Here is a 26,879-nt window from a genome sequence, read left to right as displayed (position 1 = left end):
ACCACTTCACTCCCTCCGGCGGCATGACCCGCATCAGGTTTACGGTCGGCGGCTCACGCCCTCTCAGCCCGCTGCGGTGGTTGCCGGGACAACAATTGCGGACTCCCGTGGAACTTCCGGCCGTGTGACCGATACGTCCCAGTGTAACCGTGACCCGTGGCACCATGGCCACATGAGTGAGCAACAAAAGCAGGGTGCCCGCCGGCGTGACGCGTTCGCGAAGGCCAAGCTGTACGTGTGTGTCACGGCGCGGCAAGACCACGGTGACCTGCGGGAATTCCTGCATTCCGCCTACGAGGGCGGCGTGGACATCATTCAGCTGCGCGATAAGAAACTGGAAGCCGCGGCCGAGATCCGGGCCATCGAGGTGCTCGCGGACGTTGCTCGCGAGCACGGCAAGCTCTTCGCGGTCAACGACCGGGCGGATGTCGCACTGCTCACCGGCGCGGACGTTTTTCACGTGGGACAAGGCGACCTCACCACCCCGCAGGCGCGCCGGTTGCTGGGTGATGGCGTGATCATCGGCCGTTCGTGCCTGTCCCGCGGGCAAGTGGATGCCGCCATTGCGGATCATGGGCTGGATTATTTCTGCACCGGGCCCGTGTGGGAGACACCCACCAAACCCGGTCGAGCGGCCGTTGGCCTGGAACTCCCGCGGTACGCGGCGGAGCATGCGGGGGACAAACCGTTCTTCGCGATCGGCGGGATTGACGCGCAACGGTTGCCGGCCGTGCTCGAGTGCGGTGCGTCGCGGATCGTGGTGGTCCGGGCGGTCACGGGCGCCGCCGATCCCGAAGCCGCCGCTCGAGAGCTGCGGGCTTTCCTGTAGTTACATGGTTCTCACCGAGCAGCGCCCCGGATGCTGCTCGCACCACGGAGTGACACCGGGGAACTTCCCGCGGTGGTCGGCAACCCATTGGTACACGCGATCCTCAAGCATTCGCACCGGGGGGATCCGGTACAGGCGGCCAAAAATGCGGGTGCCGAGGGCTGTGTCCAGGGTGGCGGCCACGGCGGCCGCGCCCGCCGATTTCCTCTCGCCGGTCACGGCCCAGACTGCCGCGTGGGCTTGTGATTCGGTGAGACCGAAGCGTTCCAGCACGTCCGGTTGTTGGTACGCGTGGGTGGTGATGCGGCCGTGCCTGTCGAGGGCGCGGACCCACCCCACGGCGCGGGTGCAGAAGCCGCAGCGGCCGTCGAAGATCAGGTCCAGCTCGGCCTTGCCGGGTCCGCTGTCCCGGCCGCTCACAGCAGTGCCGATCCGCTGATGCAGGTGGTGCAGTCCCCGCCCACCCACACGTTCTCGTGGGCGTCCGAGGTCACGGTCACACGCCCTCGGCGCCCCATGGCCGTTCCCTGCTGAGCAACGTACGACGACGGCGCTCGGCCGGTTCTCATGAGCCACTGCGCCAGGCTCGCGTTGAGGCTCCCCGTGACGGGATCCTCGTAGCCGCCGGTTCCCGTGACGAAGGCGCGGACCTCGAACTGTTGCGGGCTGCCCTCCGGATAAGGGCCCACCACGCCGACCTTGTAATTTCCCAGTGCCGGGTAATCCGGTTCGATGGCCAGCACGTCGGCCGCGGAGGGGAGCAGAACGGCGGCCCATCCCGGTCCGTTGTCCACCCACTGATGGGCCACGATTTCCTCGTCATCCAGGCCCAACCCGGCCGTGACCTGCTCGAGCATGGCCGGGTCGAAGTTCCCCGACCGCGAGGTGGGCGGCGCGGCGAAGGTCAGAGCGCCGTCGTTGGTGGGTCGGATCTCGACCAGGCCGGCGGCGCATTCCTGCACAATGACATCGCCGGAGCGGGCGGCGTTGCCCGCCTCGCGCCACGCGTGCGCCGAACCGAGCGTGGGGTGACCCGCGAAGGGTAGCTCACCACCGGGGGTCCAGATACGCAGCCGGTAATCCGCGTCCGGCGAGGTGGGCGGAAGGACGAACGTGGTTTCGGACAGATTGGTCCACCGCGCGAACCGGGCCATGTCCTGGTCGCTGAGGTCCGTGCCGTCGAGTACCACCGCGACCGGATTGCCCATGTGGGGATCGCGGGAGAAGACATCGACCTGGGCGAACGGACGTCGGCGTTGCTGATCAGTCATGGGTTGATTCCATCACATGCCGTTCGGGAGGACCGTCCCTGGTCCTCACCCCCGCCGCAACACCACACCGCGGCGGGGATGAAGAACCAGACGGGGCCCGACCGGATCACCCTGCACATCGACCATGCCGCGGGGTACCCGCACGCGGCGGCGTCGTCGGCGGTCGGAATTGAAGTTCACCGCGGCCCAGCCGTGCGTGAATTCGCGCCACCAGGTGTGGCCGCGCCGCACTGGTTCATCCAGCGGCTCGCCCAGGTCCCAGTCGAGCTGGGCGACGTGCTGAGTGCGGCTGTAGTCGTCGTGGCCGGTGGCGGAATAGGCGCCGCGACCTGCGCCGAAGATCCAGAACGCGGCCAGACCGTACTCGAAATTGGGGTGCTCGTCGTTGCCGTCGGTGGGAACGCGCAGGATGCTCAGGCCGGGCCCGTCGGCTTGGGGGAGCTGCGACTCGGTGGTCTCCGGGTCGAAGAGATCAACGGGGCTGAATCCCAGCCACACCTCCTCGAAGCCGCCGCCGTAGGCGGCGTGACGTGCCCAGCGCCCGGGTTCGCGCCGCGATTCGGCGATGTTCGGCACCAGGATTTTGCCGACGTCGTTCAGTGCCCGCCCAGCCGTGTGTACCAGTTCTCCTACGCCGTCACGGAAATCGGTCATGGATCGGGCATCACGGATGGGCAGGTCCAGGCCGTAGTAGTCGTCGAACACGTCGTTGTCGGCCATGACGCCGTCGAAGGGCGAATCGGTCAGCTCGGCGACGACGTTGCGAACCCAGCGGTTCCGGTACTCGGGGGACCACACGGTCATTTGCCAGTGCCCCTCGTAGCGGGCCCATTGGATCCGTCCACCGTTGAGCCGCTGGGCGAACCAATCATCCGGGGCCTCGGAGTAGGAAACCCCCGAGCTGTACAGCGGGCCGGGCTCGTAGCTGCGGGTTGAGGACAGGCACTTGTAACAGAGCACGGTCATGTCCGGGCGGCGGCGCTTCAGTTCCGCGGCCGACTCCAGCTCCCACGGCTGCAGAATGGCCGCGCGGTAGTGTTCGGCCGCGAAGTCGATTTGTTCCGCGCTGATGGGCCAGCCGTAGCGGATCCATGCGCCTACCCCGCCCGTTCCGGGGACGGCGGCAGCGGTGTTGATGTCGGCTACCCCGGTCACTTCACTCACGAAGCGCGCCCGGAAACATGGGCGCTGGCCATGAGCGACTGCCCGGCTGCGTATTCGAAGTTGCGCTCCTCGCCCATGTTCCCGAGCATCCGGTAGAGCTTGTTGTAGGAGGACATGACCTCGTGGAGCTGGAAGAAATCCTCCACGCGCCCGCGGGCGTTGCCGCAGTAGGAACGGTAACGGTCCACATCGCCGATCACGGCCTGGATCCGCTGGGCCATGGTCTCCACATCGCCGGGGGACAGCAGCTCGCCGCACGCACCCCACGTCCGACCGTCGTTGGTGTCCAGGTCGTCCGCCACCAGTTGGCTCATGCCGCCCACGTCCGATCCCACGGTGGGAATGCCCGCGGCCATAGCCTCCAGAACCACGATGGGCTGACCTTCGTTGTAGCTGGGCAGCACCAGCAGATCGAACTGGTCGAGCATATCCCGTACGTTCACAGTGCCGTGAATGGTCACCATGTCGTGCAAACCCAAGCTGTCGATCTTGGCCAGGCATGCCTCATAGTATTCGGGCACGTGCTCGGTGGGGCCCAGGACATCCAGGTGCAGGTTGGGGAACCCGGCCTTGCGCAGCAGATCCATGCTCGACAGCAGGTCCATGAGCCCCTTGATGGGCACAACGCGGGCGATGTACACGAGCTTCCATGTGTGCTCGTCGGGGTTCGACGCAATCCGTTCCACCGCATCCTGGCGCTTGTGGTACTTCTCCTCGAATTCCTCGATGACCATGCCGTTGGGCAGGACCACGGACTTGTTGATGTCCGCGCCCAGCTCGGCGGCCTCGGTGATCGCGGTGGGGTAGAGGTAGGTGACCACCTCAGCGCTGGGATAGCAGAAGTGACCCATCTCGATCCACCAGGCCATCCAGGCGCGGTGCTCCGGGGGGACATCGAAGGTGCGGTAATCGTTGGAGGTGACCGACAACGCCATGTTGCGGTCCAGCAGCGTGTTGACGGTGTCCCGCACGTACAGGTTGTGCTCGGTCAACAGGAAGGACGTCCCGTGGTCGCGTGCGGCGGCCGCACCCAGCAGGGCGGCGTAGCCGGTGGTGTGCGCGTGGTAAACGCGGGCGCGGGGCATGGTTTCCCCGAGAACCGCGTGAGCCAGCGAGAAGAAACCGCGCAGGGTCCAGAACGATTCGGACAACGACATACCGAGCTGCGGCATCCGCTCGGTCAACGCGTGCATGAACTCTTGCGAACCGAGGACCGCCCACAGCGGGTATTCACGCGTGCGCTCATTGAAGCCCTCGTCGATCAGCTCCCACAGTGGCTCGGTGTCCCGGTGCTCGGAGAGCGCGGACAGAGCGTCGAAGAGGCGATTCGACAGCCGCGTGCGCTCAGCGGAGTTCATGTTCAGGTCCTTGGGGCGCACAGCCATGAAATCGTGGCGGTGCTCCTGCATGCTGAGGAAGATCACGCGCACCCACTTCACGTTCTCCGGCATGCCGTACAGGTCTTCCATGGGCTGGCTGGCATCCCAGGCGATGTGGATGATGCCGTAGCTCAGGTCGGGGTTGCCCGTCACGATGTCGTGAACGACAGCCGAGACGCCGCCCTTCAGGTACGGATATGTGGATTCCATGACGATGGCCACGTCCACATCCTCGTAGTGCTTTTGTGCCTGTTCCTGCGCGGGCACAAGATCGCAGGCAGGGTTGGCGGCGCGGTGTTTACCGTGGGAACGAACAAAGGGGTACATGAAGAGGCTCCTCTAGAGCGCGTCGGTGGGCCCGGTCGAACCCCGGGCGGGGCGGCGTCTCCGTGCTGCCTGAAGTGAGCGGGCACGCATCGGACGCGGTGGTGGGTGTGGCTACCAGGATGTGGCGTGACGCCAGAACAGCGTGTACTCGGGCTTGGCCCAGTGCCGCTTGTAGAGGGCCCATGCCCCGACGACCAGGGCGAAGTCGACCAGCAGGAGCAGCGCGTACGCTCCTGTGGTGCCTAGCATGGTGAAGGCGAGTCCGGCGGCCACCAGGTGCACTGCGCCGAGTACCTGCGCGGTGATCTTCTCGCCGATGTAGTCCAGCTCATAGCTGAGGAGCGTGAGCATCATGAAGGTCCACGAGGCCACGGAGACGGTCACGGCCAACAGGGCGTTCTCGGGCTGCAAACCGCCCAACAACAACGACGCCGCCAGCGTCAGTACCATGCCCACCGCACCGGTCCGCAGCACCGAGCGATCCACGATGTAGCTGAGCACGGTGGAGCGGGACGCCATTTCGGGAAGGGGCTCGTGCTCGATGGCCTTATGAAGGCGGGTCACTGCCTGATCGACGTGCGGAGCGAGATTCACGAAGTAGAAGTTGTAGGCGAGCACAGCGGGGAGCATGGCCATGAAGACCACGACCACCTGGAACGTTCCGTCCGTGACGAGGAACAGCACGAACTTGTCCGCCCACAGGACGGAACCGAGCAGCAGGCCCCGTACGACGTCCACCGCGAAGTTACGGCGCCCGAGGCGTTCGAACGTCTTGACGTGGGTCAGGCTGCGGCCCATGGCGGCGATCTGAGTGGTCGCGGCCAGGAGCGGGGGCAAGATCCACAGAGTGGGGGCCACCGCGAGCGAAAGCGCATAGGCGGCCCAGGCAACGGCCCACAATCCGCGACGCTCACCGACGTTGGCCAGCACCAGGGACTGGACGAACAGCACGTGCGCGGCGCACAACGCCAGGTAGGCGCCCATCGCCTGGAGGGACCACCCGGTGGCCAGCCACAGCGGGAGTGCGAACACGGCCACCAGCGGAACGGTTTGCGTGAACATGGCCGGCCAGACCTCGCAGAAGCGGCGGGTGATTTTCTGCATATCCCGCTCCGCCATGAGGCCGCCGATCGCACGGTATGCCGGCATGCACGCAGCCTGGGCCAACCAGGGCACCGTGATCGAGGATGCCAGCACCACGTAGGTGAGTTGCACACCGCCCACCGTGGCCGCGGCCATGTGAGGACTCACGAGCGGGAAGACGATGTTCAGAAAAATCACCGGCGACAGGTAAAGCATCAAGTTGATGCCGCCACGGTTACTCACGGATGAGTTGCTCTCGCCCACCGGAAGGCTCGGCGTGCTGTCCCGTGCCAGCAAGGCGACGGTGAGAAGCACCAGGACGCCTCCCCCCACGGTCAATACCGTCAGGCCGGGTCGAGTCAGGCCATCCACGATGCCCGGAATGAGGGCTGTCAGCAGTAGCGCGGTCAGGATGATTGCGGTTCGGCGCCGACTGTAGGCGTCATGAACCAAGGACTTTATGGACCCCAAGATGTTCCCCCAATGAAATCGGAACACGTTCTCGGCCCCCGCCGGATGAACGCCCGATGAAATAATGCTTCACAGCTCTCTAGATGGCTGTGTTCCCAGAATTCACAGTACGCGTGTGCGAATGCAAAACTCAATCCGAACGCGAAATTAATTGTGGGCTAAGGACTTATTAAGTCATCTGGGTCGCGAACCGGGGTAATGAAAAATCCCCTTGCCGTCACGATCAGTGATGGCAAGGGGACACTTGGTCGGGATGACAGGATTTGAACCTGCGACCTCGTCGTCCCGAACGACGCGCGCTACCAAGCTGCGCCACATCCCGATGTTGGCAGGCGTACCCGCAAACAACTGCTTCAGCATAGCGGGCCACAAGTGGGATTGTGAAATCCAAGGATCGGTGCGCTGGATCATCGTGGGCGACTCACTGACCACGGTGTCGAGCAGCACGGGTAAGGTCCCCTATATGACTGCGCGGCCCGCCACCGGTGACACGAACTCCCCGTCCCGGGACATCGCCATCACTTCTCGCACCTGGATCCGCGTGGGGCTCGCGATGTTCGCGGTGGGGTTCGGCACCAACCTGTTCGCGCCCATGCTCAAGGTTTACCGCGATCAGGACGGCATCTCCGAAGCTTCCGTGACCGCGATGTTCGGTATTTACGCCGCGGGGCTGGTGCCCGCGCTGCTGATTTTCGGTCCCATCTCCGACCACTACGGGCGCCGCGCAGTCGTTCGGCCGGCGCTGATCCTTGTCGCTGTGGCCTCGGGCATCCTCGCGGCAGGTAGTGAGGCCCCCGAATGGGTACTGTACGTGGGCCGGTGGATCATGGGCTTCGGGGTGGGCATGGCCATGTCCTCGGGGTCTGCGTGGATCAAACAACTGTCCGTCGACCGGCCGTCTGCGGGCCCGCGGCGTGCCACGATCGTGCTGTCCGCGGGCTTCGGCGGAGGGCCCTTGATCGCCGCGCAATTCGCCCAGTTCGTGCCCGCCCCGCAGGTCACGCCGTATTTGCTGCACATTGCACTGGTCCTCGTGACCGTCCCGCTGGTGTGGGGTGTCCCCGAAACCCAGTTCCCCGCGGCGGGGCGCGTCACACGGCCCCCGTTGGTTCCGCGGATCGCGCTCACGGGCCGGTTCTTCTGGGCGGTCGCCGCGTGGGCCCCGTGGGTCTTCGGCACGGCCACGGTCGCGTTCACGAGCATCCCGGGTTTCGTGACGGACAACGTCGCGTATCCGATCGCTTACCTCGGTCTCATCTCCGGTGTGGGCATGTTTTCGGGTGTCTTCATCCAGCCGGTCGCCGCGCAACTCGCCTCGCGCGGCTGGTTGCCGTTGTCGGTCGTCGGCCTGGGTGCCGCGAGCGTGGGTTTGCTGGTCGGCGGCATCGCCGTCGAGCTGGGCAGCGCACTTCTGGTGGTTCCCGCCGCCATCATCCTGGGGTGCAGCTACGGCATCATGATGGTTTCCGGTCTGCGGGAGGTGGAGATCATCGCCGAACCACATGAACTGGGGGCGCTCATCGGCGTCTTCTACACCCTGACCTACACCGGTTTTGCGGTGCCGTTCGTCCTTGCGGTTCTGGGCCCGTTCGTGGGGGAGGTCTTCGGGATCGGCCCGGTCAGGGGTTTCATTGCATGCTTGGCCTTCGGTGTGGTCGTATGCCTTGTCTCGACCGTCCCCGTGGCGCGGGCAGCCTCCCGAGCCGTGGCGCACCCGCGCCATGAAATCTGACGACGCCGCTCTGCACCGTCCCGGCCTCCCGTCACCTGCTCGCGCGCTCGAGTACCTGCAACACGTGCTCGTAGGCCTTGCCGGTGGCTTCGGTCATGCCCTGTTCGCACGTGCGGTTGAGGGAGACATAGGCGTCGTAGTGGGTGGCGTTGACCTCCGCGGCCTCCGGGGCCGTGGCGGCCGCGGTGAGTTCCGGGTGCAGCATTCCACGGTCACCGGCGTACCCGCAGCAACCCCAGGCGAAGGGGACCGTGGCCCGTTCAGCGGCCGCGCCGGCGAGGCGCATGAGGTGATCGTTGATGCCCAATTGCACAGAGGAACAGGTGGGGTGCACGGCCATCGAGCGCACCGGGTCGGACACCGTGAGCCGATCCAGCACGTGCTCCGAGACGAATTCCACGGCGTCCACAAAGCGCAACGGCGCGTACTTCTCGGTCTCCTGAGCCAACTGCTGCATGGTTTCCAGCCCTTCGGTGCACGAGGACGCGTCGCACACGATCGGCAGCCGGCCGTGATCGGAAGCCTCCCACAGCGTCTCCAACGTGCGGTGGGACATGGTCTTGTAGCCGGTGGGTAGGCCCTTGGACTTCCACGGAGTGCCGCAACACGTGGCCGTGATGCCCTGGGGAATGCTCACGCCCACTCCGGCCCGCCGGCACAGCTTGAGGAAAGCCTCCGAGACGGAGGGGCCGGCACCCTCGACCGTTCCGAACATGGTCCCGATGCACGCGGGGAAGAACACGGCACGGGCTTGTTCGGCGGAAACATTCGCGGGCGACGTCGTCAAGAAATCCCGTGAACGGCCACCCGCCGGGAGCTGGGGCTTGTACTGCGGAACGTTGTCCGCGCCCAGGGCCGCCCGGGCCACCGCTGTCGCACTGACCGGCAGCACCGCGGGCAGCCGGTTGGCCACGGACAACGCGAAGGCGGCACCGGGGGCCGTCACGGACCAGGACCGCGCCAGACCCGCCCAGAGGGCATCCGCCACCTTGGAGTGATTCTCCGCGCGCAACCGACGGACCAGGTCTCCCGTGTTGATGTGTACGGGGCAGGCGGTCACGCACATGCCGTCCACGGCGCACGTGTCCAGGCCGGCGTAGTCGTATTCGCGGGACAGTCGCGCGGCCAATGCCCGGTGCCCGGCGTGCTCCGCCTCCGCGATCTCGCGGCGACCCGCAATCCGCTGCCGCGGGGTCAGCGTGAGGTTCTGCGAGGGGCACACGGGCTCGCAATAACCGCACTCCACGCAGCGGTCGACCTCTTCCTCCACGGTGGGCGCCGTCTTGAGGTCGCGCAGATACGCGGTGGGGTCATTGGTGAGGATCACGCCCGGGTTGAAGCGGTACTCCGGATCGATCAGGTGTTTGAGCTCGAGCATCACTTCGTAGAGTTCGTCGCCGTACTGCCGCCGCACGAACGGCGCCATGATGCGCCCGGTTCCGTGCTCGGCCTTCAACGCGCCGCCGCGATCAAGAACCAGATCCACCATGTCCTCGGTGAACCGTTCGTAGCGCTTGAGCTGCTGAGGGTCCGTGAACTGCTCGTTGAGCATGAAGTGCACGTTGCCGTCCTTGGCGTGCCCGAAGATCACGGAATCCTCGTAGCCGTGCGCGTCGAACAGCGCGGTCAGTTCCTCGCACGTCCCGCCCAGCTGCGACACCGGCACCACGATGTCCTCGAGCAGCGCGTTGGAACCGGTCGGTCGGTTGCCCGCCACGGTCGTGTACAGGCCCTTGCGCACGGTCCACAGGCTCGCGCGTTCCCCGGGGTCGGTGGTCAGTTGCGCGGGGGTCTCGAGTCCCAGGTCCGCGAACAACGACGACGCCGCGCCGGCCTGGTCCCGTACCTCGGCGTGCGAATCCGCCTGGTACTCGACCAGCAACGCGGCCTGCTGGTCCACGGCAATGTTCATGATCACCGGGGGAGCCTGACCGGTGCGCTGAGAGACCTTCAACGAGGTAGCGTCCAGCAACTCGACCGTGGCGGAGTGGGCGTCCACCAGTTGCGGCACGGAGCTGGTGGCCGCCACCACCGTGGGGAACACGAGCAGGCCGGTGGCCACGAACGGATGAACGGGGACGGTGCGGAACACCGCCTGGGCCACGAAGCCCAGCGTGCCCTCCGAGCCGATCATGAGGTGCTCGAGGATCCGCACGGGTTCCTCGAAGTCGACGAACGCGTTGAGCCCGTAACCCATGGTGTTCTTCATGGCGAACAAACGCTCAATGGTGCGCACCGACTCGGGGTTCGCCATGACGCGTTGCCGCAACCGGAGCAGTCCCTCGTGGAGTTCGGGTTCGGCGGCGCGCAACTGGGCGCCCGCGTCCGCATCGGCGGTGTTGAGCACCGTTCCGGAGGGCAGCACCACCGTCATGGATTCAAGGGTGCGGTAGGTGTTGAACTCGGTGCCGCACGCCATACCCGAGGAGTTGTTGGCCACCACTCCACCCACGGTGCATGCGGCCTCACTGGCCGGATCCGGGCCCAGCTTGTACCCGTGGGGCGTCAGGCGGGCGTTGACCTGCCGAATAGTGACCCCGGGCTGAACGCGGACCCTGGCGCCGCTGTCCAGCACTTCGACGTCCCGGAAGTGCCGGCGGGTGTCCACCAGAACCTGATCGGTGACGGCCTGCCCGGACAGCGACGTACCACCCGACCGCAATGTGAGGTCCACTCCGTGCCGAGCCGCAGCGGCAAAGACATGGCCCACGTGCGCAGCATCTCGAGGGCGCACCACGGCTTGGGGTTGCAGCAGGTAGTGGGACGCATCGTGGGCCAGAACTCGTCGTTCCAGCTCACTTTCGGCAATCGCGCTCGCACCGCACGCCTCGCGTACCTGCGCCACGAATCGCTCGGTGGCGGTGATGGACTGTTCCTGGACGGGTGCGCTCATGCGATGCTCCTGCGGGGTGTGAGGGTGCTTACACCCATGGTAAGACCACAGGCGGACAAGCGCGCGGCGGTGTCGCTCAGTCCGTGAGTGTGAGCAGAACCGCCTGGGGCGGGCAGAACAGGCGCACGGGGGCGAAACGGGATTCCCCGAGCCCCTGAGAGATATTCACCGGAACACCCTGGTGATCGATCAGGCCCTTGCAGATGGCGGGATCCAGATCGCAGTTGCTCACCAGGGCACGACCGCCGGGAAGACAAACCTGACCGCCATGGGTGTGACCCGCGAAAATGAGATCCGCGCCGTCCTCGACGAATCGGTCCAGGGTCCGCAGGTACGGGGCGTGCGCCACACCGATGCGGAGGGCGGCGGCGTCGTCACCGGAAGGTGTCTTCGGAAAGCCGGGGTGACGGTCATACGCAAGGTGCGGATCGTCCACGCCCGAGAAATCGAGCACGGTGTCTCGTACGCGCAGGCGATCGTGGCGATTGATCAGGCCCGTCCACCCGGCGGCGTCGAACGCGCGGTGCATGTCCTCGGTGGGCAGCCGCGTGTTGTCCACCGGATCTTCGCTGGCCGTGGTCCGCCACAGGTACCGGAGGGGATTCTTGGGCTGGGGCGCAAAGTAGCAGTTGGAGCCCGGCACGTACACGCCCGGGAACTCGAACAAGGGATCCAGGATTTCCAGCAGGTACGGCAGCGCTCGCAGATGCGAGAGATTGTCACCGGTGTCGATCACCAGATCCGGCCGCAACGCCGCCAGTGACTGGACAAAGCGCTTCTTGGCTTCTTGGCCGGGAACCGTGTGCAGGTCCGAAAGGTGCAGGATGCGCAGCGGCCTGGAGCCGGCGGGCAGAATCCGCACCGTCTCCTGCCGCAGCTGGAACCGACGCCGTTCACCGAACACCGCCCACGCGGTGGTGCCCGCGCCCGCAGCTGCTACCCCTGCGGTCAGTACCGCGGCTGCGCGGGCACCGTTACTCACGGGACTCATTTATTGGTGGAGAGCACGCTGGACGGCGGATCCGAGAACTGGGACGTGTCGTAATCGCGGGCCACCTCGTTCATGAAGTTCTGCCACTGTTCACCGGCGTACGTGGAACCGTCGACCCAGTCGGTGCCGGTGCCTCCCGTTCGGCCACCGATCGACAAGCCGTTCAATGACCGCGAGCCGAGCTCGTAGTTACCGACCCAGGACGCAGTGGACAGGCCCTTGGTGTAACCCATCATCCACGTCTGGGTGGAATTGTCGGTCGTGCCGGTCTTGGCCGCGGAGGCCCCGGACAGGCCGATGTCACGCTGATAGCCGGAACCGCGAGTCAGGACTTGCTCCAGGGTGTAGTTCACGCCCTGGGCCACTTCTTCCTTGATGGCACGTTCGCACTTATCCGAGGGAATCTCGTAGGTTTTCCCGGTGAAGTCCTCGACCTTGGTCATGGAACGCACCTCGCACAACACGCCGTCGTTGGCGAAGGCGGAGAACGCGCGGGCCATGGTCATGGGAGCGATGTCCACGGAGCCACCCAGCAGGGAGGACAAGATCGTGGTGTCGACCGGTTCTCCGGTCTTACCGTCGTGGATGCCCAGATCCTCGGACATTTCTCCGATGTCGCACAGGTCGAGATCCGCGGCCATCGCGAACAATGCGGAGTTGATCGAGTTGTACAGGCCGTAGTCCACCTGCATTTGACGCTCGTAGCCACGCGTCGCGTTCTGGAACGAGAGGCCGTTTCCGTCCTCGCCGGGCTCGTACTTCACCCCTCCGGGCAGGCAGGACGCCGTCCACTTGAAGTCGGCGGGGTAACTCGTACGACGCGCGTCAATGGTCGCCTTCACGCCCTTGCCGGCGTTGATCCACTGGGCCAGCGTGACCGGCTTGTAGGTGGAGCCCACTTGGAAGCCACCCGCACCACCCATGGTGGTGTCCACGTTGAAGTTGTAGGTGGTGTTCGAGGCACTCTCTTCACCGGAGTAGGAAGTGTTCTGGGCCATGGCAGCGATGTGACCGTTCTTGGGTTCCAAGGACACCAGAGCGGTGGAGACGTTGTCGGGGTTGTTGTCACGCGGCTGGGTCTTCTCGACTTCGCGCTCCGCGACACGCTGAGCGTCCATGTCCAGAGTGGTGTGAATGGTCAGACCGCCGCGCTGCAGGGTGGCCAGACGCTCATCGGGGGTTGCACCGAAGGCCTCGGACTGCAGGACCTCGTTCTGCACGTAATCGCAGAAATAGGGAGCGGTTGCCGCGGCGGAACACCCCGAGTTGGTGGTGTGAATGTCCAAATCCAGAGGAGCCGCGACAGCTTGATCATGTTCCTGCTGCGTGATGGCACCGGTCTGCACCATGGTGTCCAACACCAGGTTGCGGCGCTGCTCGGAGGCCTCCGGGTTGACCTGCGGGTTGTAGTAGTTGGGGGACTGCACCATGCCGGCCAAAGTGGCGGACTGCTGGACGTTCAGCTGCGAAGCGGGGATCCCCCAGAAGTACTGGGCGGCGGCTTCAACCCCGTAGTTCTGACCACCGAACAACACAATGTTGAGGTAGCCCTCCAGGATCTCGTCCTTGGACATTTCTTGTTCCATGGACAGCGCGAGCTTGATCTCCTTGATCTTGTCCACCACGCCCTTGTCCGAGCCAATGGTGCTGGCCTGTTCACCGGCGCGCACCTGTTGGTCGATCAACAGATTGTTCACGTACTGCTGGGTGATGGTGGAGGCGCCCTGGCGGGCGCTGGGGCGCAAGATGTTGTTACCCATGGCGCGAACGATGCCGCCGGCGTCGACACCACCGTGGTCGTAGAACTCACGGTCCTCAATGGCCAGGATGGCGTGTTGCATGTCCTCGGACATGTCCTCCAGCGCAACCGGTTCCCGGTTCTGCGCGAAGAAGGTAGCAATCTCGGTTCCGTCGCGAGCAACCACCGTGGAGGAACGGGACAGCGGCCCCATCTCCATTTCATCGGGGAGGGACTTGAACCAACCAATGGATGCGTTGGCCGCCATGCCGGCTGCTGCTGCGGGGGGTACGAGTAGCCCTGCCGCCACGATGCCTGCGACGACTGCGGTGGCGAGGAAAGCCACAACATTGCCGAAGACCGAGGCGGGCTCGGAGTCCGAGTTCTTGCGTGATGCCATTGCGCCAGTGTACAAGCCAGGGCTGGAAGCAAGGGCGCACCGGAGAGCACAGTCACAGGGGGTGATCAGCAACCGGTGAAGGGACACCGCCCCGGGCTGGCACTAGGGTGGTGACCATGACCACTTGGGAGTACGCAACCGTTCCGATCATGATTCACGCTACTAAGCAGATCCTCGACAATTGGGGTGACGACGGCTGGGAGCTGGTGACCGTCCTGCCGGGCACCCAGGCCGCGGATGTGCCGGCCGCCAACGTCAATGCCCCGGTCCAGACCAATCCCATTGCCTATTTCAAACGACCCAAGAACTGATCGACCCGCACCGAAAGGGCCCGTCATGACAACGAGCAGTTCACTGGATGACCGCATTGCGGAGCTGGGTCTGACCCTGCCCGAGGTCGCCGCGCCCGTCGCGGCATACGCACCGGCAGTGGTCTCCGGCAAGTACGTCTACACAGCCGGTCAGTTGCCGTTCGTCGACGGTGCTCTGCCCGCCACCGGGGTGGTCAGTGAGACCGAGGGCGAGAATCACATGAGCCCGGCGCGCGCCCAGGAATTGGCCGCACGGTGCGCACTGAACGCCGTGGCCGCCGTGAAGGCGCAGATCGGAGACCTGGACCGCGTGGTGCGGGTGGTGAAGGTCACCGGTTTCGTGGCCTCCGCCCCCGATTTCTACGGTCAGCCCGGAGTCATCGACGGCGCATCGACCCTCCTGGGGGACATCTTTGGCGAGGCAGGTCGACACGCTCGGTCGGCGGTGGGTGTGAGCGTGCTGCCGTTGAACTCGCCCGTGGAGGTCGAACTGATTGTCGAGTTCAGCTGACCCAGCCGCTCGCGGATCCTCTGAACGGCTGTTTCACGTTCCGCTGGCGCACCGGAAGGCCGCGTTGGCCTGGCTGGACCGGGGCGTGGGAATCCACGGCTCGGCCCCCAGGCACGCGGCCGCCGTCGTGGTGGTTCGCGACGGTGAGCGCGGTGTGGAGGCCCTCATGCTGCACCGCCCGGAGCGGCCTTCATTGGGGCAGCTGTCCTTCCCGGGCGGTCTCCTGGAACCCAGCGACGACGAGCCCCTGGTGTGGTCCGGGCCCCGCCCCACCGAGTGGGCCAAACGGCTCGGCTCGGAAGACATCGGCCTGTCACGTCGCGCGGTCGTGGCCGCGGCGCGCCGCGCCTTTGTGGAAACGGGGTTGCTCTTCGCGGGTTCCGAGGGGGACATCGTGGCGGAAAATGTCGATGGAGCGGACTGGATGCTGGCCCGTGAGCAGCTCTGCGCACTGGACATCTCCTTCGCAGAGGTGCTCGCCAACAGGTTGTTCGTTTTTCGCTCAGAGCTACTCAGACCCCTCGCGCGGTGGATGACCTCGGACTTCGTGCACCAGCGGGTGGATCTGCGGTACTTCGCCGCGGTGCTTCCCGTGGGCCAGCACTGCGCACCCCTGACACCCCGTGGTCAGGGTGCCTGGCTGGGATGGGTGGACGCGGGTACCCTGCTGGAGAATCCCGGCGAATCGCCGGTGCCAGCGCTCTTCGCGGGGCACCACGGCTCACGCCAGGAATTTGACCTGGGTGAAGTGGCCAACCCCGGTGTCCAGGTGATTTTGGAGCTCATTGCGCAGGCGGGTTCCGCGATCGCTTTCCTCAGCGCACGCCGGGACCTGACCGTCCGGACCCCGTCCCTCGAGGTTCGTGACGGAGACCCGGTTCTGGTGCTCAAGAGCTGATACCGATGCTCACACGCTGACGCCTCCCGTGGGCAGGTAGCACCGAATCCACCGCGCACGGGCCGTCTTACGAACCGGGACGGCCGCAGACGAAACGCCGCGGCACCCGAGTGGGTGCCGCGGCGTCGTCGGTGGGGGCAGCGCGTCAGAGGCGACCCCGGCACGGAGTCTTAGCGTGAACGCTGCTTGAGGCGCTGCAGGTCCAGGATGACCACGGCGCGAGCTTCCAGGCGGATCCAGCCGCGCTGCACGAACTCCGCCAGAGCCTTGTTCACGGTTTCGCGGGAGGCGCCCACGAGCTGGGCCAGCTCTTCCTGGGTGAGCTCGTGAGCCACCAGGATGCCGTCCGTGGCGGGGCGGCCGAAGCGGTCCGCGAGATCCAGCAGGGCCTTGGCCACGCGGCCGGGAACATCGGAGAAGACCAGGTCGGCCAAGTTTTCATTGGTGCGACGCAGGCGGCGGGCCAGGGCCTGCAGCAACTGGGCCGAGACCTCGGGGGAGCGGGTGATGACCTTGCGCAGGTTCTCATGCTTGAGGCCGGCCAGGCGGGTCTCGGACACCGCGGTGGCGGAGGTCGACCGGGGGCTCGGGTCGAACAGGGCCATCTCGCCGAAGATCTCGCCGGGGCCCATGATGGCCACCAGGTTCTCGCGGCCGTCGCTGGCGGTGCGGCCCAGCTTGATCTTGCCGGACACGATGAAGTACAGCTGATCCCCGGGGTCGCCTTCGTAGAACAGGGCGGAGCCGCGGGAGAGGTCAACCTCGGTGATCTCCTCGGTCAGCGCGGCAAAAGCCTCATCGTCCAGTGAAGCAAACAGTGGGGCGCGGCGGAGGACGTCGGTATCCAAGGTGGTTCTCCTCAACAGTTGGGGGTGCGCCGATCGAGAGCGCTATTTGTCACCATCGTAACGAGTTTCACACTTCACGGGGCTGACAAGCGCTTGCGCTGAGTGTGAACGCATCGTATGACGGTTTTATGTCGGTCTGTGATTAGCGTAACGCACGGTCCGAGTTCACTGTTTTCTCAGACCTGACCCCTAAGCTCACTAACTACTTGTTGACCGCCCGCGGTCTGCGGCGCGACGAAGAAGGACGTTCATGGACCTGGCCCTCAACCTGCTGGACATCATCCTGGTGATGGTGTTGGTGGGATACTTGATCGCTGGGCTGTCCAGGGGTTTCTTCCGTTCCCTCGCCTCGCTGGTGGGTTTCGTACTCGGCGCGGTGGCCGCGTTCTGGGCGGGGCCGTGGATCTCGGCGCAGGTCGGTTCCGAACTGCGCATTCCGTTTGTGCTCGTCACCGTGTTGGGCTTACTGGTCCTCGGGCAGCTGCTGGGTGGCGTGGTCGGAAACTTCTTGGCACGCCTGACCGAAAAGACCGGTTTGGGGGTGTTGGACCGCATTGGCGGTGGGGTCCTGAACGTTGTGGTCGCGGCCATCGTGTTGGCCCTGCTCGGTTCCTTGGTGGGCCAGTTGGGTATCCCCTCGCTGTCTCAACAGGTGGCGGGCTCCTCGGTGTTGCGCACCATTGAGAAATACACCCCGGAACCGGTGCGAGAGGCGATGACCCACACCCGGGATACGGTCAGCGGGTCACAGGGGATCCGTCAGCTCGACTCCTTGCTATTCCCGGTCGAGGATGCCCCCGAGCCCGAGCAGACCTCGGATTCCAGCGCTGTCGAAGCCGCGGGCCAGTCGGTCGTGCAGGTCTATGGCACCGCCGATCAGTGCGCCCAGAACCAGACGGGTTCCGGTTTCGTGGCCGCTTCCGGCTTGGTTGTCACCAACGCCCACGTGGTGGCCGGTGTCGATCAGCCCGTGGTTCAGACCCGTGACGGTCGCGTCTACCAAGCTCAGGCCGTCCAGTACGACGACGCCGCGGACCTCGCCGTGCTCTACGCCCCGGATCTACCGGAGGCCCCCTTGTCGTTGAGTAACTCCGTGGCACGCGGCCAGCAGGTCTCGTTCGCGGGCTACCCCCTGGGCGGCCCATACACGGTGCGTCCGGCCACGATCCAGGGTGAAGCGGTTGCGCCCGTCCAGAACGTGACCACCGGCGAGACCCTGTCGCGTAGCATCATCCAGATTGCCGGTCGCGTGGAACAGGGCAACTCCGGCGGACCGATGTTGGACGCCAACGGCAACGTGGTGGGCGTGATCTTCGCCAAGGCAGTGGAGGGCGAAGCCGGTTACGCGATCCCCATGGAACAGGTCACCGACATCCTTGAAGCCACCGGCGGGTCAACCGCGCCGGCTTCCACCGGCGAATGCGTGCTCTCCTGATGTCACGAGCGAGGCGCTGACCGACTACTTCGCCATTTCGTGGGCCACGACCTGAACACCCAGCTCGTAGCCGAGCACGCCGGCCCCGGCGATCACGGCCGTGGCCTGCGGGGACACGTACGAGACGTGTCGGAAGGATTCCCGGCGGTGCACATTGGAGATGTGGACCTCCACAATGGGGATTTCACACATCTCCAATGCGTCGTGGATGGCGATCGAATAGTGGGTCAGAGCCGCGGGGTTGATCACGATCCCGCAGGCCTCGGTGCGTGCCCGGTGGATCCATTCGACGATCTGGCCCTCGTAGTTGGATTGTTCGAACACCACGTCCAACCCGAATTCTGAGGCTTTCGCCCGCACGTTGGCCTCCACATCGCTCAGCGTGGTGTGCCCGTAGATCTCGGGCTTGCGCGTTCCGAGGGTGTTCAGATTGGGGCCGTTCAGGACGAAAATCGGGAGCTCGCTCATGGCTCCATTCAACACGACTTCACGACGACGACGCCGCTCGGTGGCCAATTCAAGCGAAAGGCCACCGAGCGGCGTCGTCGGTCGGCGTGAGCGACCGGCTACTTGGTGCCGAGCGAATCCACGATCTGCTGCATGACCGTCTGATCCGCCAGGGTGGAGACATCGCCCACGGGGCGATCCTCGGCGACGTCCTTGAGCAGACGACGCATGATCTTGCCGGAACGGGTCTTGGGCAGCTCCGGAACGATCAGGACCTTCTTGGGTTTGGCGATCGGGGAGATCTCCTTGCCCACGTGCGCGCGGATCTCCTCGGAGAGCTCGGTTTCATCCCGAGCCTCGGTGGTCGCGTGATCGGAGAGGATCACGAACGCGAACACGGCCTGGCCGGTGGTTTCATCCGCGGCCCCGACCACCGCGGCCTCCGCCACGGACGGGTGCGAAACCAGTGCGGACTCGATTTCCGGGGTGGACAGGCGGTGGCCGGACACGTTCATCACATCGTCCACGCGGCCCAGGATCCAGACATCCCCGTCCGCATCGCGCTTGGCGCCGTCGCCGGCGAAGTACTTGTCGCCGAACTGGGCCCAGTAGGTGTTGACGAATCGATCGTCGTCGCCCCAGATGGTGCGCAGCATGGACGGCCATGGTTTGCGGACCACCAGGAAGCCGTCGGTCTCGTTCGGCAGGGACGTACCGGCGTCGTCCACGACGTCCACGGCGATACCGGGCAGCGGGATCTGCGCGGAACCCGGCTTGGTCTCGGTGACGCCCGGGAGCGGGGAGATCATGATGGCGCCGGTCTCGGTCTGCCACCAGGTGTCCACGATGGGGCACTTCTCGGCGCCGATGTACTTGCGGAACCAGGTCCAGGCCTCCGGGTTGATGGCCTCGCCGACGGTGCCCAACAAGCGCAGCGAGCTCAGGTCGAACTCGGCGGGAATCTCCTCGCCCCACTTCATCATGGTGCGAATGGCGGTGGGGGAGGTGTACAGGATGGTCACGCCGTACTTCTGCACGATCTCCCAGAACCGGCCGCGGTGCGGGGAGTCCGGGGTGCCCTCGTAAATCACCTGGGTCGCGCCGTTGAGCAGCGGGCCGTAAGCGATGTAGGTGTGCCCGGTGACCCATCCGACGTCAGCGGTGCACCAGTAGACGTCCGTTTCGGGCTTGAGGTCGAACACGTTCTTGTGGGTGTACGCGGCCTGCGTGAGGTAGCCACCGGTGGTGTGCAGGATGCCCTTGGGCTTACCGGTGGTGCCGGAGGTGTAAAGGATGAACAGGGGATCCTCGGCGCCCTGTTCGGACGGGGTGTGTTCCGTGCTCGCGGCCTCGAGAGCTTCGTGCCACCACACGTCGCGACCGTTCTCGAAGGGGACATCGCTACCGTTGCGCTTGACCACCAGCACGTGCTTGACGCTTTTGCCGCCCTTGGACAGGGCCTCGTCCACGGCGGGTTTGAGCTGGGTGGGCTTGCCGCGCCGGTAGGAACCGTCCGCGGTGACCACGAGCTTGGCCTCGCCGTCGTCAATGCGCGAACGCAGCGCGTCCGCGGAGAAACCGCCGAAGACCACGGAATGGATTGCTCCGATGCGGGCGCAGGCCAGCATGGTGATCACGGCCTCGGCGATCATGGGCATGTACACGGCCACGCGGTCGCCCTTGGACACCCCCAGGGACTCCATGGCATTCGCGGCCTTGGACACCTCATCCTTGAGTTCCGAATAGGTGTAGGACTTGCTGTCCCCGGGCTCACCCTCGAAGTGCAACGCCACGCGGTCACCGTTGCCGGCCTCCACATGACGGTCCACGGCGTTGTACGCCGCGTTGAGTTTGCCGTCCTCGAACCACTTGGCGAACGGCGGGTTGGACCAGTCCAGGACGGAGTTGAACGGGGTGGACCAGCTCAACAGATCGCGGGCCTGGTTCGCCCAGAACTCCTCACCCTGCTCCTCGGCCTGCGTGTACAGGTCCGCGGTGGCGTTGGCCTGCGAGGCAAATTCCTGACTGGGCGCGTACGTGCGCTGCTTTGTTGAGTTCGAGTCCTGAGACATGGCGCTCCTTAGTGTGTTGCTTCATGGCCATTGGCCGCGCAAGTACTCCCTGCGTGGCGCAGTTCACATTTAAGTCCAGCGTAGTAGACATTTCGGTGCCACATCCAACCGAATCGCGGGCGCGAAATATCAAGTCATCGTGTGACCCCCCGGGGTCGCCGAACGGGTTTGACCCGGGGTGCCCGGCCCAGCATGATCGAGACTATGGACAACCCCGCAGCCGCCGAGCACATCCGTTACGTGTCCCCGGATGAGGCGGCCAAGGCGGCCGCGCGGCGTCGTCGGGCGGGGGAGGAAAGCCCGTTGTCCGTGACCCGCCGCGCACGGAAAATCCAGCGGATTCTCGCCGAAACCTACCCGTACGCGGTGGCCGAACTGGATTTTGACGACGCCTGGCAACTTCTCGTGGCCACGGTGCTGTCCGCGCAGACCACCGACGTGCGCGTGAACTCGGTGACGCCCATTCTGTTTGCGACCTACCCCGGACCCCGAGAGCTGGCCGAGGCCGAGTCCGAATCGGTGCAGGAGATCGTGCGGCCACTGGGCTTCTACCGCTCCAAGGCGCGGTCCATCCAAGCACTTGCCAACCGGGTGGTGGACGAATACGACGGCGCGGTGCCCGGGAAACTTAAGGACCTGGTCACGCTGCCGGGCGTGGGGCGCAAGACCGCCAACGTGGTGCTGGGCAACGCGTTCGGGGTACCCGGTGTCACCGTTGACACGCACTTCGGACGCCTTGCGCGCAGACTCGGCTGGAGCACCCAGGAGGACCCGGTCAAGGTCGAAAGAGATGTCACCGCCCTGTTCCCGGCCACGGTGTGGACCGAACTGTCTCATCAGCTGATCTATCACGGGCGGCGCATCTGTCACTCCCGGAAACCGGCGTGCGGAGTGTGCCCGATCGCTGACCTGTGCCCCTCGTACGGTGCAGGACCCACGGACCCGCAGGTGGCGCGCAAGCTGCTGGCCTACGAATTGAAACCCGGCCGTGAGCAACTGCTGGACCGGTACATGAACGGGGCCACGCGACGCGAGCTGCGGGCCCAGGGGCACATGCTCAGCGCGTGAACCGCGAAAGGATAACCATGAAACCCACCTCGCCCGGCTCCGTGCATGCTCGCGAGCAGTTGTTGACGCTGGCCCAAGAGGGGCACACGGTGTACATGGAGGACCGCGAGCCCTGGCGGATCGGAAAGCTCACCGACGACTACCGGCAATCCGCGGTGTTGATCCTGTTCGGTGCTCTGGACGAGATTCCCTCCCGATACCACGAGCACGGTGAAGGCCCCGGCCGGGACCTGGACGTGCTGCTCGTGCAGCGCTCGGCCACCCTCCGCTCACACCCCGGGCAGGTAGCTTTCCCGGGCGGCCGGTTGGACCCGCCCGACGGTGACGTCGGTGAAGTCATGACCGTGCCCGGCGGTGAGGTGAGCGCACCGCACGTGCGCGGTGCGCTGCGCGAGGCCCACGAGGAAACCGGGCTGGATCCCCAGGGCGTGGAAGTGCTCGGAACCCTCAACCCCGTGCCGCTGCCGATCAGTAATCACATGGTCACCCCGGTCATCGGGTGGTGGCAGAGCCAGTCCGAGGTGGACGTGGTCGATCACGCGGAGTCCTCACTCGTTTTCCGGGTTCCCGTGCTTGATCTGATCAACCCGGCCCACCGTTACTACGCGACCGTGACCCGCGGGAACGAGACCTACAAATCACCGGCGTTCGACGTTCGCGTGAACGAGACCGGGGAAACCGTTACCGTGTGGGGATTCACGGGCATCGTGATCGATCGCATCCTGGAATGGCTGGATTGGTCGGTCGAATGGGACCACAACGACGAACGCCCGGCGCCCATGTGATGACGAGCTATGCGGAATCGGCGTGCCGGGGGACGGTTTACTTGGCGTCCTACTTGGCGTCCGCGTAGCTGGTGACCACGCTGGTCGCCACCGGAACCTCGACCGGCACCCGGCCGAACACGGTACGCACCGCCTGCTCGGCGGCATCCAGGACTACCCGCTTGACGTGCTCGGACTGTTCCTGGGTGCAATGCACCATGACCTCGTCATGCAGGAAAAAGACCAGGTGGGCGTCCAATCCTTGACGGTGCAGCCCTTGCCGGATGTGACCCAGCCAGGCCAGAGCCCACTCCGCGGCCGACCCCTGCACCACAAAGTTGCGGGAGAACCGCCCGTGGGTCCGAGCCGCTTGGGCCGCGCGGCGCTCGCCGGCGGCGGTGTCCGTGGCGCGCTGAATCTCGAACCACTCCGGATCCGGCAAGGGCGACCAGCGCCCGAGATAGGTACAGACCTGCTCTCCCCGTTCGCCCACGCGAGCGGCGTGTTCCACATATCCCACGGCCCGGGGGAACATGCGGGTGAGGTGCGGCATGAACCGGCCCGCCGCCCCCTGAGTAGCGCCGTACATGGCGCCCAGTAGCGCGACCTTGACGTGAGGCCTTTCCTTCAACTCCGATCCCCGTTCCCGGCCCTGTTGGGCAATGGACTCGTAGAGGTCCCGGTCCCGTGAGGCCTGGGCCAGCGCATCGTCGCGGGCCAGGATGGCGAGCACGCGAGGCTCCAATTGAGCGGCGTCCGCGACGACCAAGGTGCGGCCGGGATCGGCCCGGACGGCGTCACGAATGAACTTGGGGATCTGCAGTGCTCCGCCGCCGCGAGCGGCCCAGCGGCCGGTGACCACACCGCCCACCACGTACTCGGGGTGGAAACGGCCGTTGTCGACCCAGGTGTCGAGCCAGTGCCAGCCGGTCGCGGAGAAAATCCGGGACAGTTTCTTGTATTCGAGCACCGGGCCCACGAGTTCGACCCGGTGCGGATCGGGTTGGCCCGCGACCATTGTCCAGTCCTTGAGCACCCAGGCGCGGGTGGATTCAACGTCAACGCCCGCGGTGCGCAGGGCCTTGAGGAGCTCATTCGGGGAATCGGGATTCAGCCTGGGGGCGGCCAGAACCCGGCGGATGTCTTCGGCCAGTTCTTGCATGCGGGCGGGACGCTCACCCTCCTTGGGGCGCGAACCCATGGCGGCAACGAGGATCTGCTCGTGGATGTCCGGGTTCCACGGGATCCCCTGATGTCGCATGGTGGCCGCGACCAGTGCGCCCTGGGATTCGAGGCTCAGCAGCGTATCCAGCCGTTTGTGGTTGCGAGCGGTGCTCACGGCGCGGATCTGTTCGGCCAGCTCCGCGACCAACTCGTCGAGGCCGGGGCCACGGTCCGTGGCCATGGCGAACAGGGACGATTGCGAGTCATCCACCGGTCGCGGGCGCGGCCCGGGAACATGACGAGGATCCGCTGGGTTGATCACCGGGATGTAGTGCATGGGCTGGGGCTCGCCGGAGTCGGTGTTCGGGGCACCGGATCCGGGGGCGGTGGACGCGGTGGCCAGGATGGTCGCGCAGAGCCCCAGGTCCCGGCACTTGGTGGCCCACACGTCAGCTTCGCAGAGCAGTGCGGCCGGTACGGACGTATCCATCCAGGTCCAGACCGGCGGCTGCACGTCCGCTTCCAGCGCGGCGGCCTCTCGCTTGGCAACGACGCCCGGGAATTCCTGGTCCGTGACCGTGAGTGGCTGCCCCGCCCGTTGACCGTTGGCCGTGACCACCTGCAGGGTCCAGCCTCCGGTCCCGGTTTCCGCGGGAGCCACCACTATGTGCATGCGCTCATTATCGCGCGGGGCACCGACATGCTGTGACCGGACCCCTGACGCCGAATTCGGATTCCGTAGCGGCTGACAAGACCCTCACGAACTCTGCGGCCACCCTGTTGTTGACTCCCACGTTGATCCCGCGCAGGAAGAAAGCCGCGGGCTGGTTCGTGGCCGCATTTTACGACCCTGGAGCGCGCCGCTTCTTGTCCCCCACGGGCGACAGCGCACGGTCCAGAACGGACTTCACCGCACCGTGGATGGGCGGATAGATGACACCCATTGTTTCCGGTTTCAGCGGTTTGGAGAGCACCGCGCGCTGGTGGGTGAACGTGTCTCGTGACCACTTGCCGTGATATTTCCCCTGGCCGCTGGCGCCCTTACCGCCGAAGGGCAGGTGGGGGCTGCCCACATGCGCGACCGGGATGCCGATGCTCACACCACCGGACGGGACCTCGGCCATGATGTAGTTCCGTACTGACGTGTCCGTCGCAAAGATGTAGAGGGCCAGCGGGGTGTCCCGGGTGAGCATTCGTTGCGCAGCGTCTTGCGGCCCACTCACCGGCAGAATGGGCAGCACCGGACCGAAGATTTCCTCGCTCATGGCCGGGTCGGATTCGGCCACGGGATACAGGACGGTCGGGGCGACGTAGCGATCTTCCCGGTCGACCTGGCCACCACAAATAACATTGTCCGAGCCGACCGGCGGGATCATGGCACCCACACGGTCCACCGCGCCGGTGTGAATCATGCGTCCGAAATCCTCGGATTTTTCCGGCCGCGCACCGAAGCTCTCCCGCACTGCATTCGCGATCTCCTCGGCAAGTGCAGCCGCAACGTCCTGGTGCGCGTAAATGTGATCCGGTGCCACACAGGTCTGACCGGCATTGATGAACTTGCCCCACGTGATCCGACGGGCAGTGGCCTTCAGGTCCACGTCGTGGTGAACATAGGTTGGGGACTTCCCACCCAGCTCGAGCGTCACGGGAACGAGCTGGCGGGCCGCTCGCTCGGCCACGGCGGTGCCGGTGCGGGTGGAACCGGTGAAGAACACGTGATCGGGACGGGCGTCAATGAGGGCGGTGGCGGCGTCGGCCGGGCCCGTGACCACCGCGACGGCTTCCGGATCGAAGTAGCGCGGGGCCAACTCGGCAAAAAGTTGTTCCACGGCGGAACTGATCTCACTGGGCTTGATGATCACGCAGTTACCCGCGGCCAGGGCACCGATCAACGGGGAGAGCTGCAATTGCAGCGGGTAGTTCCAGGGGGAAATGATGACGACCACGCCCAGCGGGTCATAGCGCACCCACGAACGGCCCGGGAAGAACTGCTGGGGAGTGCGGACCGGCTGATCCTTGTGCCACTTCTTGAGGTTTCGGCGGGTGTGTTTGAGTTCGGTGATCACCGGATAGATTTCGGTCATCGTGGCCTCGAACGGGGACTTGCCCAGGTCCTGTCCCAACGCGATCTGCCAGTGCTCGCGGTGGTTGAGCAGCATGGCTTCCAGCGCGTTGAGTTGGTCACGGCGCCATTCCAGGCAACGGGTCCGCCCGGTACGGAAGGTACTGCGGAGTCCGGCCACAACGTCAACGTTCATGGATTCAGGCTACGGGTGATCCCTGACAGGCATAGCAGAACCCCGATTGTGGGGAGTACGGATCCCGCGTGGCACAGTAGAAAGATGTCCGAGCAGATTCCCGATGATCACGACATCCCCTGGGCCATGCAGTTGGTGGTGCACCGGGATCGGCAGTCTCCCGCGCGCCAGGTGGACGTGGCAGAAGCCGCCGCGCGCGCCGTCGTCGGCCTGCTCGCCGACCCGCGATCCGCGCCGAACGGGCCCTGGTACCCGGCCGTGAAGTACTGGCGGGACGCGCGCATTCGCAAGTTGGTGCGGCGCGCGGACGGCAAGCGGTGGGCCGACGTCCAGGAGCTGCCCGGCGTGACGGTCACCCAGGCAGGTGCCGGTGAATCCGGCGACGCCGCCGTGCGCGCCTTCGTGCCGGGCCGGGTTAAACCGCTGCCCAAGGAACTGAACAAACTCCAAGTCTCGGGCACCTCTTTTCCCGACGACGGCGTCTCGCACTCGAACGACGCCATGGTCACCGTGGAGGTGCGGCCGGGACTGGAGATGACCAGCGGCAAGCTCGCGGCCCAGTGCGCCCACGCCGCGCAATTGGCGTGGGAGACCATGTCGGATGCCGACCAAGAGCGGTGGCGGGAGGATGAGTTCCGTGTGCGCGTGGACCACCCGAGTCAAGATGAGTGGGCCGCCGTCACCCGGCCGGTTGCCGTTATCGACGCCGGCCTCACCGAATTGGACGGGCCCACCGAGACGACGCGCGCGTGGTGGTGACCAGGAAACCTCCAGTGCTGACCGTTCATGGGGCCTGTCCGACTCATGGTCAGCCACCCCGCGAGG

At 65.6% G+C, this 26,879-nt stretch carries 22 protein-coding genes and 1 tRNA gene; 9 read left to right on the top strand and 14 right to left on the bottom strand.

Going from position 1 to position 26,879, the window contains the following annotated elements:
- Positions 1 to 172 precede the first annotated feature (172 nt).
- A complete protein-coding gene (gene thiE / locus ABEA06_RS00620) occupies positions 173 to 829 on the top strand; it encodes a thiamine phosphate synthase (protein WP_303383239.1) in 657 nt (218 codons plus the stop codon).
- On the opposite strand, the gene ABEA06_RS00615 is transcribed toward thiE, so the two are convergent.
- From ABEA06_RS00615 to ABEA06_RS00590, 6 genes are all read right to left on the bottom strand, one after another.
- Positions 830 to 1,249, bottom strand: a complete 420-nt coding sequence (locus ABEA06_RS00615) for a thiol-disulfide oxidoreductase DCC family protein (RefSeq protein ID WP_345310228.1) — start codon at positions 1,247 to 1,249, stop codon at positions 830 to 832.
- Complete coding sequence (locus ABEA06_RS00610; protein WP_345310227.1) at positions 1,246 to 2,100, bottom strand: PhzF family phenazine biosynthesis protein; 855 nt, start codon at positions 2,098 to 2,100, stop codon at positions 1,246 to 1,248. Before ABEA06_RS00610 ends, ABEA06_RS00615 begins: the two co-directional genes overlap by 4 nt.
- Positions 2,101 to 2,145: 45 nt before the next feature.
- On the bottom strand, positions 2,146 to 3,264 hold the full coding sequence (locus tag ABEA06_RS00605) for a putative glycoside hydrolase (protein WP_345310226.1): 1,119 nt from the start codon (positions 3,262 to 3,264) through the stop codon (positions 2,146 to 2,148).
- Positions 3,261 to 4,970, bottom strand: a complete 1,710-nt coding sequence (pelF, locus tag ABEA06_RS00600; protein WP_345310225.1) for a GT4 family glycosyltransferase PelF — start codon at positions 4,968 to 4,970, stop codon at positions 3,261 to 3,263. Before pelF ends, ABEA06_RS00605 begins: the two co-directional genes overlap by 4 nt.
- 111 nt (positions 4,971 to 5,081) lie before the next feature.
- Positions 5,082 to 6,524, bottom strand: a complete 1,443-nt coding sequence (locus ABEA06_RS00595) for a hypothetical protein (RefSeq protein WP_345310224.1) — start codon at positions 6,522 to 6,524, stop codon at positions 5,082 to 5,084.
- 245 nt (positions 6,525 to 6,769) lie between these two features.
- Positions 6,770 to 6,846 (bottom strand) — tRNA-Pro (locus tag ABEA06_RS00590).
- A gap of 75 nt (positions 6,847 to 6,921) precedes the next feature.
- Between ABEA06_RS00590 and ABEA06_RS00585 the strand changes: the two genes are divergently transcribed.
- Positions 6,922 to 8,256, top strand: coding sequence for an MFS transporter (locus ABEA06_RS00585; protein WP_345310223.1), 1,335 nt, complete (start codon positions 6,922 to 6,924; stop codon positions 8,254 to 8,256).
- 31 nt (positions 8,257 to 8,287) lie between these two features.
- On the opposite strand, the gene ABEA06_RS00580 is transcribed toward ABEA06_RS00585, so the two are convergent.
- The 3 genes from ABEA06_RS00580 to ABEA06_RS00570 all read right to left on the bottom strand — a co-directional run bounded on the left by ABEA06_RS00580 (position 8,288) and on the right by ABEA06_RS00570 (position 14,278).
- Complete coding sequence (locus ABEA06_RS00580; protein WP_345310222.1) at positions 8,288 to 11,149, bottom strand: FAD-binding and (Fe-S)-binding domain-containing protein; 2,862 nt, start codon at positions 11,147 to 11,149, stop codon at positions 8,288 to 8,290.
- A 76-nt stretch (positions 11,150 to 11,225) separates the two neighbouring features.
- Positions 11,226 to 12,140 (bottom strand): metallophosphoesterase, encoded by a 915-nt coding sequence (locus ABEA06_RS00575; RefSeq protein WP_345310221.1) that lies wholly within the window; start codon positions 12,138 to 12,140, stop codon positions 11,226 to 11,228.
- A complete protein-coding gene (locus ABEA06_RS00570) occupies positions 12,137 to 14,278 on the bottom strand; it encodes a transglycosylase domain-containing protein (protein ID WP_345310220.1) in 2,142 nt (713 codons plus the stop codon). The genes ABEA06_RS00575 and ABEA06_RS00570 overlap by 4 nt, the downstream gene beginning before the upstream one ends.
- 116 nt (positions 14,279 to 14,394) lie before the next feature.
- On the opposite strand from ABEA06_RS00570, the gene ABEA06_RS00565 reads away from it, so the two are divergent.
- The 3 genes from ABEA06_RS00565 to ABEA06_RS00555 are packed head-to-tail and all read left to right on the top strand — an operon-like array spanning position 14,395 to position 15,998.
- A complete protein-coding gene (locus ABEA06_RS00565; RefSeq protein ID WP_303381666.1) occupies positions 14,395 to 14,589 on the top strand; it encodes a DUF4177 domain-containing protein in 195 nt (64 codons plus the stop codon).
- A gap of 25 nt (positions 14,590 to 14,614) precedes the next feature.
- On the top strand, positions 14,615 to 15,100 hold the full coding sequence (locus ABEA06_RS00560; RefSeq protein WP_345310219.1) for a RidA family protein: 486 nt from the start codon (positions 14,615 to 14,617) through the stop codon (positions 15,098 to 15,100).
- Positions 15,084 to 15,998 (top strand): NUDIX hydrolase, encoded by a 915-nt coding sequence (locus ABEA06_RS00555; RefSeq protein WP_345310218.1) that lies wholly within the window; start codon positions 15,084 to 15,086, stop codon positions 15,996 to 15,998. The genes ABEA06_RS00560 and ABEA06_RS00555 overlap by 17 nt, the downstream gene beginning before the upstream one ends.
- A 170-nt stretch (positions 15,999 to 16,168) precedes the next feature.
- Here the strand turns inward: ABEA06_RS00555 and ABEA06_RS00550 are convergent, their stop codons facing one another.
- Positions 16,169 to 16,846: a Crp/Fnr family transcriptional regulator gene (locus ABEA06_RS00550; RefSeq protein WP_190781206.1), complete on the bottom strand. Its 678-nt coding sequence runs from the start codon at positions 16,844 to 16,846 to the stop codon at positions 16,169 to 16,171.
- Positions 16,847 to 17,096: 250 nt separating this feature from the next.
- On the opposite strand from ABEA06_RS00550, the gene ABEA06_RS00545 reads away from it, so the two are divergent.
- Positions 17,097 to 18,281 (top strand): MarP family serine protease, encoded by a 1,185-nt coding sequence (locus tag ABEA06_RS00545; protein ID WP_303381669.1) that lies wholly within the window; start codon positions 17,097 to 17,099, stop codon positions 18,279 to 18,281.
- Between the two features lie 24 nt (positions 18,282 to 18,305).
- Here ABEA06_RS00545 and aroQ read toward each other — a convergent pair whose 3' ends face one another.
- Positions 18,306 to 18,749 carry a type II 3-dehydroquinate dehydratase gene (aroQ, locus tag ABEA06_RS00540; protein WP_303381670.1) on the bottom strand — a complete coding sequence of 148 codons (444 nt, stop codon included), beginning with the start codon at positions 18,747 to 18,749 and terminating at the stop codon, positions 18,306 to 18,308.
- Between the two features lie 98 nt (positions 18,750 to 18,847).
- The gene (acs, locus tag ABEA06_RS00535) at positions 18,848 to 20,800 is read right to left on the bottom strand and encodes an acetate--CoA ligase (protein WP_303381671.1); all 1,953 of its coding nucleotides are present in this window, start codon (positions 20,798 to 20,800) and stop codon (positions 18,848 to 18,850) included.
- A gap of 204 nt (positions 20,801 to 21,004) precedes the next feature.
- On the opposite strand from acs, the gene nth reads away from it, so the two are divergent.
- Positions 21,005 to 21,868: an endonuclease III gene (nth, locus tag ABEA06_RS00530; protein ID WP_345310300.1), complete on the top strand. Its 864-nt coding sequence runs from the start codon at positions 21,005 to 21,007 to the stop codon at positions 21,866 to 21,868.
- A 17-nt stretch (positions 21,869 to 21,885) separates the two neighbouring features.
- Positions 21,886 to 22,653 carry an NUDIX hydrolase gene (locus tag ABEA06_RS00525; RefSeq protein WP_345310217.1) on the top strand — a complete coding sequence of 256 codons (768 nt, stop codon included), beginning with the start codon at positions 21,886 to 21,888 and terminating at the stop codon, positions 22,651 to 22,653.
- A 49-nt stretch (positions 22,654 to 22,702) separates the two neighbouring features.
- Here the strand turns inward: ABEA06_RS00525 and ABEA06_RS00520 are convergent, their stop codons facing one another.
- The gene (locus ABEA06_RS00520; protein WP_345310216.1) at positions 22,703 to 24,469 is read right to left on the bottom strand and encodes a bifunctional 3'-5' exonuclease/DNA polymerase; all 1,767 of its coding nucleotides are present in this window, start codon (positions 24,467 to 24,469) and stop codon (positions 22,703 to 22,705) included.
- 169 nt (positions 24,470 to 24,638) lie between these two features.
- Positions 24,639 to 26,054, bottom strand: coding sequence for an aldehyde dehydrogenase family protein (locus ABEA06_RS00515; RefSeq protein ID WP_345310215.1), 1,416 nt, complete (start codon positions 26,052 to 26,054; stop codon positions 24,639 to 24,641).
- A gap of 84 nt (positions 26,055 to 26,138) precedes the next feature.
- Between ABEA06_RS00515 and ABEA06_RS00510 the strand changes: the two genes are divergently transcribed.
- Positions 26,139 to 26,813, top strand: a complete 675-nt coding sequence (locus ABEA06_RS00510) for a peptidyl-tRNA hydrolase (protein WP_345310214.1) — start codon at positions 26,139 to 26,141, stop codon at positions 26,811 to 26,813.
- The last annotated feature ends 66 nt before the right edge of the window (positions 26,814 to 26,879 follow it).

The organism is Kocuria gwangalliensis (genome assembly GCF_039544365.1).
GTDB classification, from domain to species: Bacteria; Actinomycetota; Actinomycetes; order Actinomycetales; family Micrococcaceae; genus Kocuria; species Kocuria gwangalliensis.
This window is presented reverse-complemented; position numbering and strand designations above follow the sequence as displayed.